This is a genomic window from Kitasatospora sp. NPDC088391 (genome assembly GCF_044753345.1).
In the GTDB taxonomy this organism is placed as follows: domain Bacteria; phylum Actinomycetota; class Actinomycetes; order Streptomycetales; family Streptomycetaceae; genus Kitasatospora.
The window spans coordinates 530,765-544,595 of sequence record NZ_JBIVNB010000005.1 but is presented as its reverse complement, the minus strand read 5'-3'; the positions used below and the strand labels follow the sequence as shown (position 1 = coordinate 544,595).

The following is a 13,831-nucleotide window of genomic DNA, read 5'->3' as shown; positions in this document are numbered from 1 at the left end:
CCTGCGTCACCTCTCTCTGACCACCACGAATTCGGCGAGTGCGACGAAGTGCTCGCGCACCAGGTCGGTCATGGGCACCTCGCCGAGGGCGGCGAGGGCGGTGTCGTACTGGCGGCGGGCCTCTTCCTGCGTCCAGGCCCGGCCGCCGGCCTGCTCGATCAGCGCGGCGCGGGCGGCGAGCCGCTGCTCGCTCTCCTCGCCGCGGCCGGTCGGGTCGGCCAGCTGTGCGGCCAGCTCGCGGGAGGCGGCGCCCCCCTCGGCCAGCGCGGCGCACACCGGGAGCGACTTCTTCCGCGACTGGAGGTCGCTCCAGTGCGGCTTCCCGGTCACCTCGGTGGCGCCCCAGATGCCCAGCAGGTCGTCCACCGCCTGGAACGCGAGTCCCAGGTGGTGGCCGTAGCGCTGGAGCGCGTCGGACACCCGGTCGTCGGCGCCGGCCAGCACCGCGCCGATCGCCGCCGAGGCGGCCAGCAGGGCGCCGGTCTTGCCGCCCTCCATGGCCAGGCACTCCTCGACCGTCACCGCGTCCCGTTGTTCGAACGAGACGTCCAGCGCCTGTCCGTCGATCAGCCGCCGGGTCGCGGTGGTGATCAGTCGGACGGCACGGGCGGCGTCGGCCGGGGCGGCCCCGCCGGTCACCGCGGCGTCCAGCAGGACCTCGGTGCCGAGGGTGGCCAGCGCGTCGCCGACCAGCACGGCCTGCGCCGGGCCGAACACCGTCCAGGCGGTGGCCCGGTGCCGACGCGTCTCGTCACCGTCCATCAGATCATCATGAAGCAGCGAGAAATTGTGGACCAGCTCGACCGACACGCCGCCGGGTACGCCCAGCTGCGCGTCCGCGCCCACCGCTTCGGCCGACAGCAGGGCCAGCGCGGGGCGCACCGCCTTGCCGCCGTCGCCCGCGGCGGGGCGGCCGTCGCGGTCGATCCAGCCGAAGTGGTACGCCGCGACGGTGTCCATCGGTGCGGCCAGCCGGGCGACGGCCGCGCGCATCGGCGGCGTGCAGAGCGTGCGTCCGCGCGCCAGCAGGTCCAGGACCGTCGGGGTGTCCTTGACCGTCGAGCCGGTGCGTGCCTCCACGTGCGTTCCCTCTCGGTACGTCCGGTCGGCCGCGGCGGGCGGCCGACCGGGTGCGGTGTCGGTGGTCGGGGTGTGGGGGCCCGGCGTCATCGGGGCCACCGCCCGTCCCCGCGGTCGGCCGGGAGCCGGCCGTGGCCGGCCAGGGCGGCGTCGGCCGCCGCGTGGCCGCTGCGCACCGCGCCCTCCATGGTCGCGGGCCAGCCGGTGGCCGTCCAGGACCCGGCGAGCAGCACGCCGGGGTGCGCGGTGCGGGCCCCGGGACGCAGCCGGGCGGTGCCGGGCGCCGGGTCGAAGGTGGCGGTGCGCTCCCGGGTGACGAAGAAGTCCAGCACCCCGGCGCCGCGGGCGGCGGGCAGCAGCCGCTCCAGTTCGGGCAGGTAGCGGGCCCGCAGTGCGGCGACCGGCAGGTCGATCTCGTCCTCGGCGGCGGACTGCGAGAGGGCCAGGTACTGGGCGCCGGGCACGGCCAGGCCGGAGTGCCGGGTGCGGTCGAAGACGAACTGGACCGGGGAGCCGAGCGCCGCGAAGAACGGGCGGCGGATCAGCGGCCGGTCGTAGACCACGTGCACGTTCAGGATCGGGGCGGTGCCGAACCCGGCCAGCCGGTGCTGCTCGGGGAGCGCGCCGGGCGGCAGCAGCGCGGCCGCGGTGTCCTGGGCGCCGGCCAGCACCACGGTGTCGGCGGTGAGCAGTTCGCCGCCCTCCAGCCGGACGGCGTTGGGCTCGGCGGCCTTCAGTTCGGCGGCCCGGGTGCGCAGCAGCACCCGGACGCCGGCCCGTTCCAGTTCCGCCAGCGCCCGGTCGTGGTGGATCTCGCCGAGCGGGACCCGGGCGGTGCCGATGTCGGCGGCGCCGGGGTCGGAGAGCAGGCCGGTCCTGAAGACCATCGCGGCCAGCGCCATCGAGGTGCGGTCGGCGGTGGCGTTCAGGGTGGCGACGCCGACCAGGTCCCAGACCGCCGCGACGGTGGCCGGGGTCTGGCCGTTCCGGCGCAGCCAGTCGCCGAAGGAGAGGTCGTCCAGCGCCGGGTCGGCGGGGTCGAGCCGCTGCAGGGCGAGCGCGCCGCGCACCACCCGCAGCCGGTCGGCCGGGGACAGGTGGCGGTAGGTGGCCAGGCTGCCGGTCAGGTGCAGCGGGACGGGCAGGTCGGCGCGGCGGAGCCGGCCGAGGCGGCGGGTGCCGTCGGCGGCGAGGCCGAGCACCGGGACGTCCAGCCGGTCCTGGACCTCGACCAGGGCGGCGGCGCCGAGCCGGTCGACCAGGCCGCGGTAGGCGGTGCAGCAGCGCATGAAGACGTGCTGGCCGTTGTCGACGGTCAGTTCGCCGCGCTTGAAGGAGAAGGCCAGGCCGCCGAGCCGGGGGCGGGCCTCCAGCAGGGTGGTGCGGACCCCGGCGTCGGCGAGCCGGAGGGCCGCCGTGATGCCCGCGAGGCCGCCGCCGACCACCACGGCGGTGCGTTCCCGCGGGGGCGTCGGCGTGCTCATCGGTCCTCCCGGACTGCGGTGGACTGCGGGAACGGCGAGGTGCGGACGCGCCCCGGGGCCCCGTTGACACAGCGTGACAGAACTGGCGCGAGAATCAAGAACGCCCTCCGGCGAGCCCGGACAGTGCCACGTACGCCTTCTCCCAGCCGGGCAGCGAGACCCGGCCGCGGAGCACCGAGTGCGGGTCGGCGGCGATCCGGCCGAGCAGGCGGTGGTAGATGCCGGCCATCGCGGCGGTGGCGGCGCGGCTGCGGCGGTCGAGCATCGGCAGCAGCCGCAGGCCCTCCTCGAAGGCGCGCTGGGCGCGGTCGGCCTCGAAGGCGATCAGGCCGGTGAAGTCGGCGCCGACCGGGAGCCGCGGCAGTGCGAAGCCCTGCTGGCAGCCGAACCGGGCCAGGTCCTCGGCGGGCAGGTAGGTGCGGCCGTTCAGGGCGTCCTCGCGCAGGTCGCGCAGGATGTTGGTGATCTGCAGGGCCAGGCCGAGGGTGTCGGCGTACTCCGCGCCGCGCTTCTCGTCCTCGCAGCCGTAGACGCCGAGCGAGAGCCGGCCGATCGAGCCGGCCACGCAGCGGCAGTAGACCTTGAGCTCCTCGAAGGTGCCGTACTCGACGCCCTTGAGGTCCATCTCGACGCCGTCGATCAGCTCGTCGAAGCCGCCGAGCGGGATCGGGAAGCGGCGGGCCGCGTCGGCGAGGGCGACCTTGATCGGGTCGGTGTCCTCCTCGGCGACCTCGCCGGCCCGGATCTCGTCGAGCAGGGCGCGGGTGCGGGCCAGCGCCTCGGTCTTCTGCTCGGCGGGCAGTTCGCCGTCGCCGATGTCGTCGACCCGGCGGGCCAGCGCGTACAGCGCGGACATCGCCAGCCGCTTGGGCTCGGGCAGCAGTCGGATGCCGTAGCTGAAGTTGCGGGCCTGCAGGGCGGTGACCGCCTCGCAGTACCGGTAGGCCGCCATGACCGGCGCGGACGCCAGTGGTGATGCCCCCACGCGGGCGCTCACCTTCCCTTCACGAAGAGTGCCGCCGCCCGGCCGGCCAGGTGGCGCTTGTCGGGCTTCGCCCGGTGCGCGAGCACGTCGAACCCGGCCGCCGCGATGGCGTCCAGGGCCGCGTATCCGCCGGCGGTGAATCCCGCCAGCAGCAGTCGGAGCCTCCCGTGAACCGTACCCACCAGCGGTGCGCCGCGGTCGAGCAGGGTCCGGGCCCGGCTCGCCTCCCAGGCGACCAGCTGGCGCACGGCGCGGGAGGCGGTGGGGCGGGCGAGGTCGTCCTCGGTGACGCCGAAGGTCGCCAGGTCCTCCTGCGGGAGGTAGATCCGGCCGCGGTCGAGGTCCTCGGCGACGTCCTGCAGGTGCTCGACGATCTGCAGGGCGGTGCAGATGTCGTCGGAGCGCCCGATCCGGTCGGGCGTGGCGCGGCCGGCCAGCGCCAGCACCAGGCGGCCGACCGGGTCGGCGGAGAGCGTGCAGTAGTGCCGGAGGTCGGCGTAGGTCGGGTAGCGGGTGGTGGTCTGGTCCACCCGGTTGGCCTCGATCAGCCGCCGGAACGGTTCGGGGGTGACGGCGTGCCGCTCGATCACCGGGACCAGGGCGCGCATCAGCGGGTGCCGGGGCTCGCCGGCCGCGGTGCCGAGCACGGTGCCGCCCGGGGCCTCGTCGACGCCGCCGAGGGCGGTGGCGAAGGCCCGGTCGAGGTCGTGCTCCAGGCCGTCCAGCAGGGCGAGCCGGAAGCCGTCGTCGCCGGGCGCGCCGGGGACGTCCAGCAGGTGGGCGGCGGCGGCCGGGTCGGCGAGGTCGCCGTCGCCGGCGTCGTCGACCAGCCGGGCGAAGCCGTAGACCGCCATCAGGTCGGTGCGCCAGGCCGCGGGCAGGAAGGACGGGGCGACCGGGAAGTTCTCCAGGTCCGCCTTGTCCAGCGTCAACGCCGCTGTCTGGTTATCTGACTTAGTTGAAGCCGACACAGCCGTCACTCCCCCGTTCTACACCGGTCCCGGCCGCCACCGCGCACCGGACACGCATCCGTCGCCCCGCCTTCACCCACTGCTCGGCCCGCCGCACGGCACAGGGCCGGTGCCCGGGGAGCCGCTCCCCGCACACCGGCCCTGCGCCGTGCGACCGCGCCCCGGTCAGGGGCGCTCGCCCTTCTCGTACCGCCGGACGACCTCCTCGGTCGGGCCGTCCATGATCAGCTCGCCGTGCTCGATCCAGATGGTCCGCTCGCAGACCTCGCGGATCGAGTTGTTGTCGTGGCTGACCAGGAAGACCGTGCCGGCCGCCTTGCGCAGCTCGTTGATCCGGGCCTTCGAGCGCTGCTGGAAGCCCTGGTCGCCGGTGGCGAGGGCCTCGTCGATCAGCAGCACGTCGTGGGTCTTCGCCGCCGCGATGGAGAACCGCAGGCGGGCGCCCATGCCGGACGAGTAGGTGCGCATCGGCAGCGAGATGAAGTCGCCCTTCTCGTTGATGCCCGAGAACTCGACGATGTCCTGGTAGCGCTCGCGCACCTGGGCCGGGGACATGCCCATCGCCAGGCAGCCCAGCACCACGTTGCGCTCGCCGGTCAGGTCGTTCATCAGCGCCGCGTTGACGCCCAGCAGCGAGGGCTGGCCGTTGGTGTAGATGGCGCCCTTCTCGGTCGGCAGCAGGCCGGCGATCGCCGCCAGCATGGTCGACTTGCCGGAGCCGTTGGAGCCGATCAGGCCGACCGCCTCGCCCTTGTACGCGGTGAAGCTGATCCCGCGCACCGCGTGCACCTCGCGGATCGAGGGCGCCTTCTTGCGGGTGATGATCCGGCTCAGCGCGGAGGTGGCGCTGCCCTTGCCGGCGCCCGCGCCGTGCACCTTGTAGACGATGTGCACGTCGTCCACCACCACGGTGGGGACCCGGGCCTGGTCGGCGTCCACCGCGGTGGCCTCCTTGACGGTGTCGAGAGCTGCGTCAGCCACGGCCGTACTCCTCCTCGGCCTTCCAGAAGAACACGAAGCCGACGACGAAGGCGACGACCGCCCAGGTGCCGGCCATGATCCAGATGTGGTCCGGCAGGATCAGCGCCTTGGGCGTCGCGTTGCCCTGCGCGTCCAGGTGACCGTCGTAGATGTGCTTGTTGAAGCTGTCCGGCATGAACGCGTAGCGCATCAGGTCCATGTAGATGGTCGCCGGGTTCCACGAGTACAGCGTCCGCCACAGCGGCGGCCAGTTCTGGATGTAGCCGGAGACGCTGTACATCACGCCCGAGACGTACATCCAGGTGCGCAGCAGGAACGGCATCAGCTGCGAGATGTCGGAGGTCTTCGCGCCGATCCGGGCCATCACCATGGCCAGGCCGGTGTTGAACAGCGACTGCAGCAGCAGGATCGGGATGATCAGGAACCAGGTCATCGCCGGGGTGATGCCGCTGATCAGCACGATCGCGACCAGCACCACCATCGAGATCAGCAGCTGCTGGAGCTGGATCACGGTGAAGGCGATCGGCAGGCAGGCCCGCGGGAAGTGCAGCGCCCGGATCAGGCCCAGGTTGTCGGAGATCGACCGGGTGCCGGCCTGGATCGCGCTCTGCGAGAACTGGAAGACGAAGACGCCGACGCACAGCCAGGCGATGTAGACCGGGACGCCGTCCCGGCTCTTCATGATCACACCGAAGACCAGGTAGAACACCGCGCAGTTGAGCAGCGGGGTGAGCACCTGCCAGACCTGGCCGAGCTTCGCCGTGGTGTACTGCGCGACCAGCCGGGCGGTGGCGAAGGCGCTGATGAAGGCGCGCCGCGCCCACAGCTGGCGCACGTACGCCGGGAGGCCCGGCCGTTTGCCACTGACGGACAGCCCGTACTTGTCCGCGAGCTGCTTCGGGGTCAGACCCGCGTCGGTGCCCCTTGGTGCGGAGAGGTTGACCGGGTCACTCAGTGTCGACACATTCGTCCTTCAGGGGGTCGAAATCCCCCGCCCGGGGGGACGGACGGGGAACCGGGGGGTACCGCGAGGAACTCTGCTGCTGCCGCGTGCGGCCGGCGGGGACCTCCGACCGGTTGCGATCAGATGATTGGCGGTCTGCCGAGCCTGGTCAAGCGCCAGACCGTGGACCACCGCATCGGACGGCGCGGACCGCACGGTTCGGCCCAGCCGGCCCGGAAGCCGCCGAGCCACGCCTTGAGCGCCGGGCCGGAGGGACGGCGGGCCAGCGTCAGCAGGAACCAGGTCCCCAGGTACAGCGGCACCAGTGGGGCCGGCAGGTTGCGCCGGGCCAGCCAGACCCGGTTGCGGGCCACGTTGTGGAAGTACGCGGCGTGCCGGGCCGGGGAGGTCGCCGGGTGGAACAGCACCACGTCCGGGCGGTAGTCGATGGCCCAGCCGGCGTCCAGTGCCCGCCAGGCCAGGTCGGTCTCCTCGTGCGCGTAGAAGAACTCCGCGGGCAGCTGTCCGGCCTGCGGGAAGACCGCCGAGCGCACCGCGCTGGCGCCGCCCAGGAAGGTGGTGACCCGGGAGGCGCGCATCGGGTCGCTGGCCCGCAGCCGGGGCACGTGCCGGCGCTGGGTGGTGCCGGTCTCCGGGTCGGCGATCCGGAAGGACACGATGCCGAGCGCCGGGTCGGCGCTGAACGCCTCGCGCAGCAGCTTCGCCGAGTCGGTGTTCGGCAGCAGGCCGTCGTCGTCCAGGAAGAGCACCGCGTCGACGTCCCGGCCGTCCGGGCCGAACAGCTCGATGCCGACGTTGCGGCCGCCCGGGATGCCGAGGTTCTCCGGCAGCTCGACGGCGCGCACGCCCTCGGGCAGCACGGGCAGCGGGGCGCCGTTGCCGACCACCGCGAGCTCGACCGCCGGGCCCTGCTGGGCGCGGACCGACTCGATCAGGGCGTTCAGCTCGGCGGGCCGGTTGCCCATCGTGATGATGACCGCGCCGAGGCGGAAGTCGTCGCTCATCGCAGCCTGCTGGACAGCACGATGGACAGCAGGTGCAGGACGGTCTGCAGCATCGCGATGGCGGCCAGCACCACGACCGCGAGCCGGGTGAAGAACAGGTCGCCGCGGACCGCGTCGGCGATGCCGGCGGCCAGGACGAACAGCGAGGCCTCGACCGCGCCGACCAGGCGGTGGAACTTCAGCAGCGAGGCGGCCCGGCGGGCCTTGGCCACGGCGGTCGAGCGCGGCACCGAGGCGCTGTCCTCGACCGCGGTCAGGCCGGAGCGGGCCCGGGCCACGTCGACCAGGTCGGTCTCGGACTTGATCAGGATCGCGCCGAGCGCGGCCAGCGTGCCGAGGAAGGCCCACTGCCAGGCGCTGGCGGAGCCCTCGCGGTGGAACAGGTCGGTGGCGCGCAGGCCGAGGCCGGTGAGCAGCGCGGCCTCCGACATGTAGTGGCCGACCCGGTCCAGGTAGACGCCGGTGAGCGAGGTCTGCCGGCGCCAGCGGGCCACCTCGCCGTCCACGCAGTCCAGCAGCAGGTAGACCTGGATCAGCACGGCGCCGAGGACCGCGCCGGTCAGGCCGGGGACGACCAGGGCGGCGCCGGCCAGGATGCCGGTGAGCATCATCAGGTAGGTCAGCCCGTTGGGCGTGATCGCCGTGACGGTCGACAGCACCCGGGTGATCCGCAGCGAGATCTTCCGCATGTACAGGCGGCCGGCCCAGTGCTCGGCACTGCGGCGCTGGAGCATGCCCTCGGGGTGGATGACCGCCCGGAGCTCCTCGATCGACGGCCGACGGGTGAGGTCGACCGGAGGGCGTTCAGCTGTTGACGGCTTGGACATAGTCGGCGTACGCGTCCCTGATGTCGGTGACGGGAAGGTCGAGGTGTTCGAGGATGGTGAAGCGCCCCGGTCTGGTGTTCGGAGCGTAGTGCACCGCTTCGGTGAACTCCGCCTCGGTGAAGCCGAGCTGATCGGCGGTCACCGGCAGGCCGTGCGAGCGCAGGCGCTGCACGATCAGTCCGGACAGCTCCCGCTCGCCCCGCAGGTGGCAGGCGAAGGCCGCGCCGAGGCCGACCTGCTCGCCGTGCTGGGCGGACCGCTTGGGGTGCAGCACGTCCAGGGCGTGCGAGATCTCGTGGCAGGCCCCCGAGCTGGGCCGGGTGCTGCCCGCGATGTTCATCGCGATGCCGGACAGTACCAGGGCTTCCGCCAGCGTGGTCAGCAGGTCCGGGTCGTCCAGGGTGCCGGGGTGCCGGAGCAGGTTCTCGCCCGCCGCCCGGGCCATCGCGACGGCGAGTCCGTCGACGGGTTCGCCGGTGACGGCGTGCGAGAGCTCCCAGTCCGCGCAGGCGGAGATGTTGGAGAGGGCGTCGCCGATCCCGGCCGCCACGAAGCGCTTCGGGGCCTCGGCGACGACGTCCAGGTCGACCACGATGCCGATCGGGCTGGGCACCCCGTAGGAGCCGCGCCCGGCGTCGTTGTCGAGGATCGAGACCGGGGAGCAGAGGCCGTCGTGGGCCAGGTTGGTGGCGACCGAGACCACCGGCAGGCCGACCCGGGCGGCCGCGTACTTGGCGGCGTCGATGATCTTGCCGCCGCCGAGCGCGACCAGCGCGTCGTAGTGGCCGCGGCGGATCTCGTCGGCCAGCAGCACCGCGGCGTCCAGGGTGCCGTCGGCGACCCGGTACCAGTCGGCGACCGGCAGCGCGGGCTCCAGCCGGGCCCGCAGCCGGGCGCCGGAGCCGCCGCTGACCGCCACCGCGATCCGGCCGCCGGAGGACAGCCGCTGGTCCGCCAGGATGCCGCCGAGCGAGTCCAGCGCCCCGGCGCGGATCTCCACGAAGACCGGCGAGGGGACCAGGCGGGTCAGTACTGGCACGCGATCCCCCGGGCCTTGGCGAGGTCCTCGTGGTTGTCGATCTCGACCCAGGAGACCTCGCCGATCGGCTGCACGTCGATCGTCAGGCCGCGGTCGACCATCTCCTGGTAGCCGTCCTCGTAGTACAGCTGCGGGTCGCGCTCGTAGACGGCCTTGAGCGCGTCGGCGAGCGGCCCGGCGGCGGACGGGTTGATCACGGTGACGCCGATGTACTCGCCGGTGGCGTCCAGCGGGTCCATCAGCTTGGTGATCCGGCGGACGCCCAGCTCGGGGTCGACGACGACCTTCATCTCCTCGTCGGCGAGCTTCTTCACGGTGTCCAGCGCCAGCAGGATGCCGGGGGCCCGGCCCTCCTTGGCCCGGCGGTCGTTGCCGTCCAGCATGGTGCGCTGCACCGAGGCCGGGTGCACGGTGTCGCCGTTGGCGAGCAGCAGGCCCTCGGCGAACAGCTCGCGGGCGCACCACAGCGAGTAGGCGTTGTTCCACTCCTCGGCCCGGTCGTTCTCGACCAGGGTGAGCTTGACGCCGTACTTCTGCTCCAGCGCCTGCTTGCGCTCGGCCACGGCCTCCTTGCGGTAGCCGACCACGATGGCGGCCTCCCGCAGGCCGACCTCCGCGAAGTTCCCCAGCGTCAGGTCGAGCACCGTCCGCTCACCGTCGACCGGCACCAGCGCCTTGGGCAGGGTGTCCGTGTAGGGACGGAGCCGGCGGCCGGCGCCGGCGGCCAGGACGAGGCCGATCATGCGGGACTCCTGGGTCTCTCGGGTGCCGCCCGGCGGCCGAACCGGTTCGGTGCCGTCGCCGCGCGGGCCTGGGTGCGGCCGCGGCTGCGGCGCGCCGAGCGGGCGTTCCCTGCGGGCGGCCCGGTGCCACTGATGGTAGGCGACCTCGGCGAACGGCCCGTACGCGGCCCGGTGCCGTTCGCCGATCGTCCGTGGCCGGTCGGTGACCGGCCGGTGTCGGGGAACGACCGCGAATCGAACACTTCTGCCGGTCGTCCGGTCCTCTCACCCCGGGGTGTGCGTGGTGGGCCCACGGCCCCCCGGGCATGCGGCAGACTTGGGCCCCGACGCCGTCGGCGGACCGGCCGGTCCGGGCCGACGTGCGCGCAGCCGACCTCAGGACCGGGGTGGGCGGCCCCCGGCCCCGCCGGGGCGGCGACCCCGGTCCGCGTGCCGAAAGGGGCATCCGAGCCCATGAGTCCTGCTGTCAGCCCGCCCGGAACGCCCGACACCCTCGGCGCCGTCGCGCCGGAGTCCGCCGCCCCGGGCGAGATCCGGCTGGAGCTGGTCGACGACGACGGCGTGACCATCGGCACCGGTGAGAAGCACTGGGCCCACCAGCAGCCGGGCCGACTGCACCGGGCCTTCTCGGTCTTCCTCTTCGACCGCCAGGGCCGCCTGCTGCTGCAGCGCCGGGCGCTGGGCAAGTACCACTCCCCCGGGGTCTGGTCGAACACCTGCTGCGGCCACCCCTACCCCGGCGAGCAGCCCTTCGTCGCCGCGGCCCGCCGCACCGCCGAGGAGCTCGGCATCGCCCCGGCCCTGCTGTGCGAGGCGGGCACCGTCCGCTACGACCTGCCGGACGAGGCCAGCGGCCTGATCGAGCGGGAGTGGAACCACCTGTTCGTGGGACTGGTCACCGTCGAGGCGGACCCCGATCCGGACGAGGTCGAGGACACCCGGTTCGTCACCGCGGCCGAGCTGCGCGAGCTGCGCGCCGAGAAGCCGTTCTCGGTCTGGTTCGAGACGGTCTTCGAGGCCGCGCTGCCCGGCATCCGGGAGATCGCCGGCCACGACTGGTAGGGCCGCCCCCGGTCCTCCGGGCGGCCCGCGGTCAGTAGTCCGGGTCGTCGTCCGGGTCGTCGTCGGGGTCGGCGTCCGCCCCGGCGGCGGCCGGCCTCGGCAGCGGCAGGCTGGCCCAGATCACCTTGCCGCCGTCGGCGGTCCGCTCGACGTCGCACTCGCCGCCGGCCTGCAGGGTGACGCTCTTGACCAGCAGCAGGCCGCGGCCGCCCGGGCGGGCCGGGTCGTTCTCCTGCGCCTTGGGCCGGTACGGGTGCCGGTCGGTCACCGCGATCCGCACCCGGTCCGGGCCGATGGCCAGTTCGCAGACCACCTCCGGGGAGAGCACCGCGGCGTGCGTGACGGCGTTGGACACCAGCTCGGAGACGATCAGCAGCAGGTCGTCCACCAGTTCCTGGTAGCGCTCCCCCGCCATCCCCTGGGCCAGCAGCCGGTCCCGCACCGCGTGCCGGGTGCGCGGCACCGACGCCTCGTTGGAGACCGCCGAGAACCGCCACGCCCCGGCCCCCGGGCCGGGCTGGGGTTCGCGGCCGGGCCACCAGCCGGTGGCGTCCGCGGCCACCGTCCGCTCGGTCTGTTCCACGGCATGCCGCCCTTCACGCGGTGAACGGGAGGCTCCCGCGCCGGTCCTGGCCGGCGGCGGCTGTCGGGAATCGGGCGTTCCGCTCAAGGCTCCCTGGTGCACAGAGGCTAGGAGAGCACTCCCCGATGACCCGCACCGGGACTGGAACTACGCGTGTCGTGAAGGTTCCCGACCGATTCCGTGCGCCTCGTGCACCCTCCTGCCCGGTCCCGACCCACCCGCGGCCCACTGCTGCCACCGGAACGCCCGTCCGAAATCGCCCCGCCCCCGCGCCCACCAGCACAATCGCCGCGCCCCGTGCACCCCGCCCGCCCGACTTGTCCACTTCCGCCCCATTCCCCCCGCCACACCCCGCGCCGACCCCCGAAAACGCAGGTGAGAAGCACTCCGCGAGCCTGGTAGTGTTCTCTCTGTCGCCAGGGAGCAGCCGCGAGGAAGCCCCGAGGTGAACACCCGGTCCGGGTGGCGGAATGGCAGACGCGCTAGCTTGAGGTGCTAGTGCCCTTTATCGGGCGTGGGGGTTCAAGTCCCCCCTCGGACACCAGGAAAGACCCCAGCTGAGCTGGGGTCTTCTGCGTTTTGCGCCCGCTCCCGCCCGTTCCTTCCCGTTCCCGCCCTGCCCCGCCCGCCCGGCGGCCTGGGGCGGCCGCCGGGCGGGCGGGTTCAGCGGTGGGCGGCGAGCAGGTCGGTGCGGTGCTGTTCGAGGTCGGTGACGCTGTCCAGGTCGACCGCCGTGGTGTAGCGGTCGTGCCGGCCGTCGGGGCCCGGTTCCGGGCGGAGCTGGTAGCTGTCGGCGAAGCCCCAGCTGCCGCCGGTGTACACGCCCTTGATCCGGCCCTGGTCGGTGCCGACGGCGTCGAAGGGGCCGCCCCGCCAGGTGAAGGTCCAGTGGGTCAGGTACCAGGCGTCCAGCTGGTTCGGGGTGACCGCCAGCCGGGTGCCGTCGGGGGCGGTGAGCCGCACCTCGCCCGCGGGGTCGGGTTCGGCGGCCGCGAGGCAGGTGGTGCCGTGCAGGACGGCGTACGCCTCGGGGCGGAAGTGGTGCGCCTCGTCGAGCCGGCGGATCAGGGCGAGGCGGGGGCCGAGCAGGTCCTCGTGGTGCTCCTCCGGGTCGGTGACCTCCTCCAGCGGGAAGGCGCCCCAGTGGCTGATGGCGCGCTCCTCGAGGTACTCCTCGGCGAAGTCCTCGTCCTCGCCGAGGTAGTCGCCGACGATCGTGCCGCCCCTGCGCCCGGTGCACGCGAAGGGCTCGCCGTGCCAGCGGAAGGTCCAGTGCACGGCGTACCAGGCGTCGAGCTGCTCCGGCGCGACCGGGTGGCCGGCGACCGTGCCGTCCTCGGCGGGCCGGGCCGGGACGCCCTCCGGCGCGGGGAGTCCGGGGCCGGGCAGCAGCTCGACCAGCGGCCACCGGTCGACGGCGGGCCGGGCCGGGTACGGCACGCCGCGGTGGACCGCGACCTCGCCCTCGCCCGGGTGCTCGCGTTCCGCAGGAATGGTCGTCATCGGTTCGCCGTTCTCGACGCGCCCCCTTCCGCCGCCCGCGCTGTCGGCGGGGCGGGGTCAGGCGCAGTCGGGGCAGAGGCCGCGGTAGGTGACTTCGGCGGTGGTGAGGGCGAAGCCGAAGCGTTCGGCGGGGGGGAGGGCGGCGAGGGGGTCGCCGGTGGGGTGGACGTCGCGGATGGTGCCGCAGGCGGAGCAGACCAGGTGCTGGTGCGGGCGGTGGGCGTTGGGGTCGTAGCGCTTGGCGCGGCCGTCGGTGGCGACTTCGAGGACCTCGCCGAGGGTGACGAGTTCGCCGAGGGTGTTGTAGACGGTGGCGCGGGAGATCTCCGGGAGGCGGGCGGCGGCGCGTGCGTGGACCTCGTCGGCGGTGAGGTGGACGTGGTCGCCGTCGAGCACCTCGGCGACCACCCGGCGCTGGGAGGTCAGTCGCCAGCCCCGGTCGCGCAGCCGTTCCAGCAGGTCACTCATGGTGTTCATCCATTCAGCTCAACAGACGCCCGAACTGTACAGGGGGTGTGACGACGCCTCCGATTCGCTCGGGCGGATCACCTGTTTGGCCCGCTTCTTGACTTAGACTTCGTCTATCTTAGGATCGGCTCCGGCGA

Annotated in this window: 14 protein-coding genes and 1 tRNA gene; 2 read left to right on the top strand and 13 right to left on the bottom strand. The window is 73.7% G+C overall.

Annotated features, from left to right (window positions below; all coding sequences use genetic code 11):
* Positions 1–6 precede the first annotated feature (6 nt).
* The 10 genes from ACIQBJ_RS19020 to ACIQBJ_RS18975 form a co-directional block, all read right to left on the bottom strand.
* A complete protein-coding gene (locus ACIQBJ_RS19020; protein ID WP_400711169.1) occupies positions 7–1,080 on the bottom strand; it encodes a polyprenyl synthetase family protein in 1,074 nt (357 codons plus the stop codon).
* A gap of 86 nt (positions 1,081–1,166) precedes the next feature.
* Positions 1,167–2,564 carry a hydroxysqualene dehydroxylase HpnE gene (hpnE, locus tag ACIQBJ_RS19015; RefSeq protein ID WP_400711166.1) on the bottom strand — a complete coding sequence of 466 codons (1,398 nt, stop codon included), beginning with the start codon at positions 2,562–2,564 and terminating at the stop codon, positions 1,167–1,169.
* Between the two features lie 94 nt (positions 2,565–2,658).
* Positions 2,659–3,561 (bottom strand): presqualene diphosphate synthase HpnD, encoded by a 903-nt coding sequence (gene hpnD / locus ACIQBJ_RS19010; protein ID WP_400711163.1) that lies wholly within the window; start codon positions 3,559–3,561, stop codon positions 2,659–2,661.
* On the bottom strand, positions 3,558–4,481 hold the full coding sequence (gene hpnC, locus ACIQBJ_RS19005) for a squalene synthase HpnC (RefSeq protein ID WP_400711160.1): 924 nt from the start codon (positions 4,479–4,481) through the stop codon (positions 3,558–3,560). The genes hpnD and hpnC overlap by 4 nt, the downstream gene beginning before the upstream one ends.
* A gap of 204 nt (positions 4,482–4,685) precedes the next feature.
* Positions 4,686–5,501 carry an ABC transporter ATP-binding protein gene (locus ACIQBJ_RS19000; RefSeq protein ID WP_400711157.1) on the bottom strand — a complete coding sequence of 272 codons (816 nt, stop codon included), beginning with the start codon at positions 5,499–5,501 and terminating at the stop codon, positions 4,686–4,688.
* Complete coding sequence (locus tag ACIQBJ_RS18995; protein ID WP_400711154.1) at positions 5,494–6,465, bottom strand: ABC transporter permease; 972 nt, start codon at positions 6,463–6,465, stop codon at positions 5,494–5,496. The genes ACIQBJ_RS19000 and ACIQBJ_RS18995 overlap by 8 nt, the downstream gene beginning before the upstream one ends.
* A gap of 119 nt (positions 6,466–6,584) precedes the next feature.
* On the bottom strand, positions 6,585–7,469 hold the full coding sequence (locus ACIQBJ_RS18990) for a glycosyltransferase family 2 protein (RefSeq protein WP_400711151.1): 885 nt from the start codon (positions 7,467–7,469) through the stop codon (positions 6,585–6,587).
* Positions 7,466–8,203: a CDP-alcohol phosphatidyltransferase family protein gene (locus ACIQBJ_RS18985; protein ID WP_400711401.1), complete on the bottom strand. Its 738-nt coding sequence runs from the start codon at positions 8,201–8,203 to the stop codon at positions 7,466–7,468. The genes ACIQBJ_RS18990 and ACIQBJ_RS18985 overlap by 4 nt, the downstream gene beginning before the upstream one ends.
* A 70-nt stretch (positions 8,204–8,273) precedes the next feature.
* Complete coding sequence (locus tag ACIQBJ_RS18980; protein WP_400711148.1) at positions 8,274–9,335, bottom strand: iron-containing alcohol dehydrogenase family protein; 1,062 nt, start codon at positions 9,333–9,335, stop codon at positions 8,274–8,276.
* Positions 9,323–10,078, bottom strand: a complete 756-nt coding sequence (locus ACIQBJ_RS18975; protein WP_400711145.1) for a sugar phosphate nucleotidyltransferase — start codon at positions 10,076–10,078, stop codon at positions 9,323–9,325. Before ACIQBJ_RS18975 ends, ACIQBJ_RS18980 begins: the two co-directional genes overlap by 13 nt.
* A gap of 453 nt (positions 10,079–10,531) precedes the next feature.
* On the opposite strand from ACIQBJ_RS18975, the gene idi reads away from it, so the two are divergent.
* Positions 10,532–11,140, top strand: coding sequence for an isopentenyl-diphosphate Delta-isomerase (gene idi, locus ACIQBJ_RS18970; RefSeq protein ID WP_400711142.1), 609 nt, complete (start codon positions 10,532–10,534; stop codon positions 11,138–11,140).
* Positions 11,141–11,171: 31 nt separating this feature from the next.
* Here the strand turns inward: idi and ACIQBJ_RS18965 are convergent, their stop codons facing one another.
* Positions 11,172–11,723, bottom strand: coding sequence for an ATP-binding protein (locus ACIQBJ_RS18965; RefSeq protein WP_400711139.1), 552 nt, complete (start codon positions 11,721–11,723; stop codon positions 11,172–11,174).
* 456 nt (positions 11,724–12,179) lie between these two features.
* Between ACIQBJ_RS18965 and ACIQBJ_RS18960 the strand changes: the two genes are divergently transcribed.
* Positions 12,180–12,267, top strand: a tRNA-Leu gene (locus tag ACIQBJ_RS18960).
* 119 nt (positions 12,268–12,386) lie between these two features.
* Here ACIQBJ_RS18960 and ACIQBJ_RS18955 read toward each other — a convergent pair.
* A complete protein-coding gene (locus tag ACIQBJ_RS18955; RefSeq protein WP_400711136.1) occupies positions 12,387–13,226 on the bottom strand; it encodes a hypothetical protein in 840 nt (279 codons plus the stop codon).
* 57 nt (positions 13,227–13,283) lie between these two features.
* Positions 13,284–13,694 (bottom strand): Fur family transcriptional regulator, encoded by a 411-nt coding sequence (locus ACIQBJ_RS18950; protein WP_400711398.1) that lies wholly within the window; start codon positions 13,692–13,694, stop codon positions 13,284–13,286.
* Positions 13,695–13,831 lie beyond the last annotated feature (137 nt).

Coding starts and splice junctions, on each gene's coding strand:
- idi (WP_400711142.1), top strand. CDS start 10,532: ATGAGTCCTGCTGTCAGCCCGCCCGGAACGCCCGACACCCTCGGCGCC.
- ACIQBJ_RS18985 (WP_400711401.1), bottom strand. CDS start 8,203: ATGCTCCAGCGCCGCAGTGCCGAGCACTGGGCCGGCCGCCTGTACATG.
- ACIQBJ_RS18955 (WP_400711136.1), bottom strand. CDS start 13,226: ATGACGACCATTCCTGCGGAACGCGAGCACCCGGGCGAGGGCGAGGTC.
- ACIQBJ_RS18990 (WP_400711151.1), bottom strand. CDS start 7,469: ATGAGCGACGACTTCCGCCTCGGCGCGGTCATCATCACGATGGGCAAC.
- ACIQBJ_RS18975 (WP_400711145.1), bottom strand. CDS start 10,078: ATGATCGGCCTCGTCCTGGCCGCCGGCGCCGGCCGCCGGCTCCGTCCC.
- ACIQBJ_RS18950 (WP_400711398.1), bottom strand. CDS start 13,694: ATGAGTGACCTGCTGGAACGGCTGCGCGACCGGGGCTGGCGACTGACC.
- hpnE (WP_400711166.1), bottom strand. CDS start 2,564: ATGAGCACGCCGACGCCCCCGCGGGAACGCACCGCCGTGGTGGTCGGC.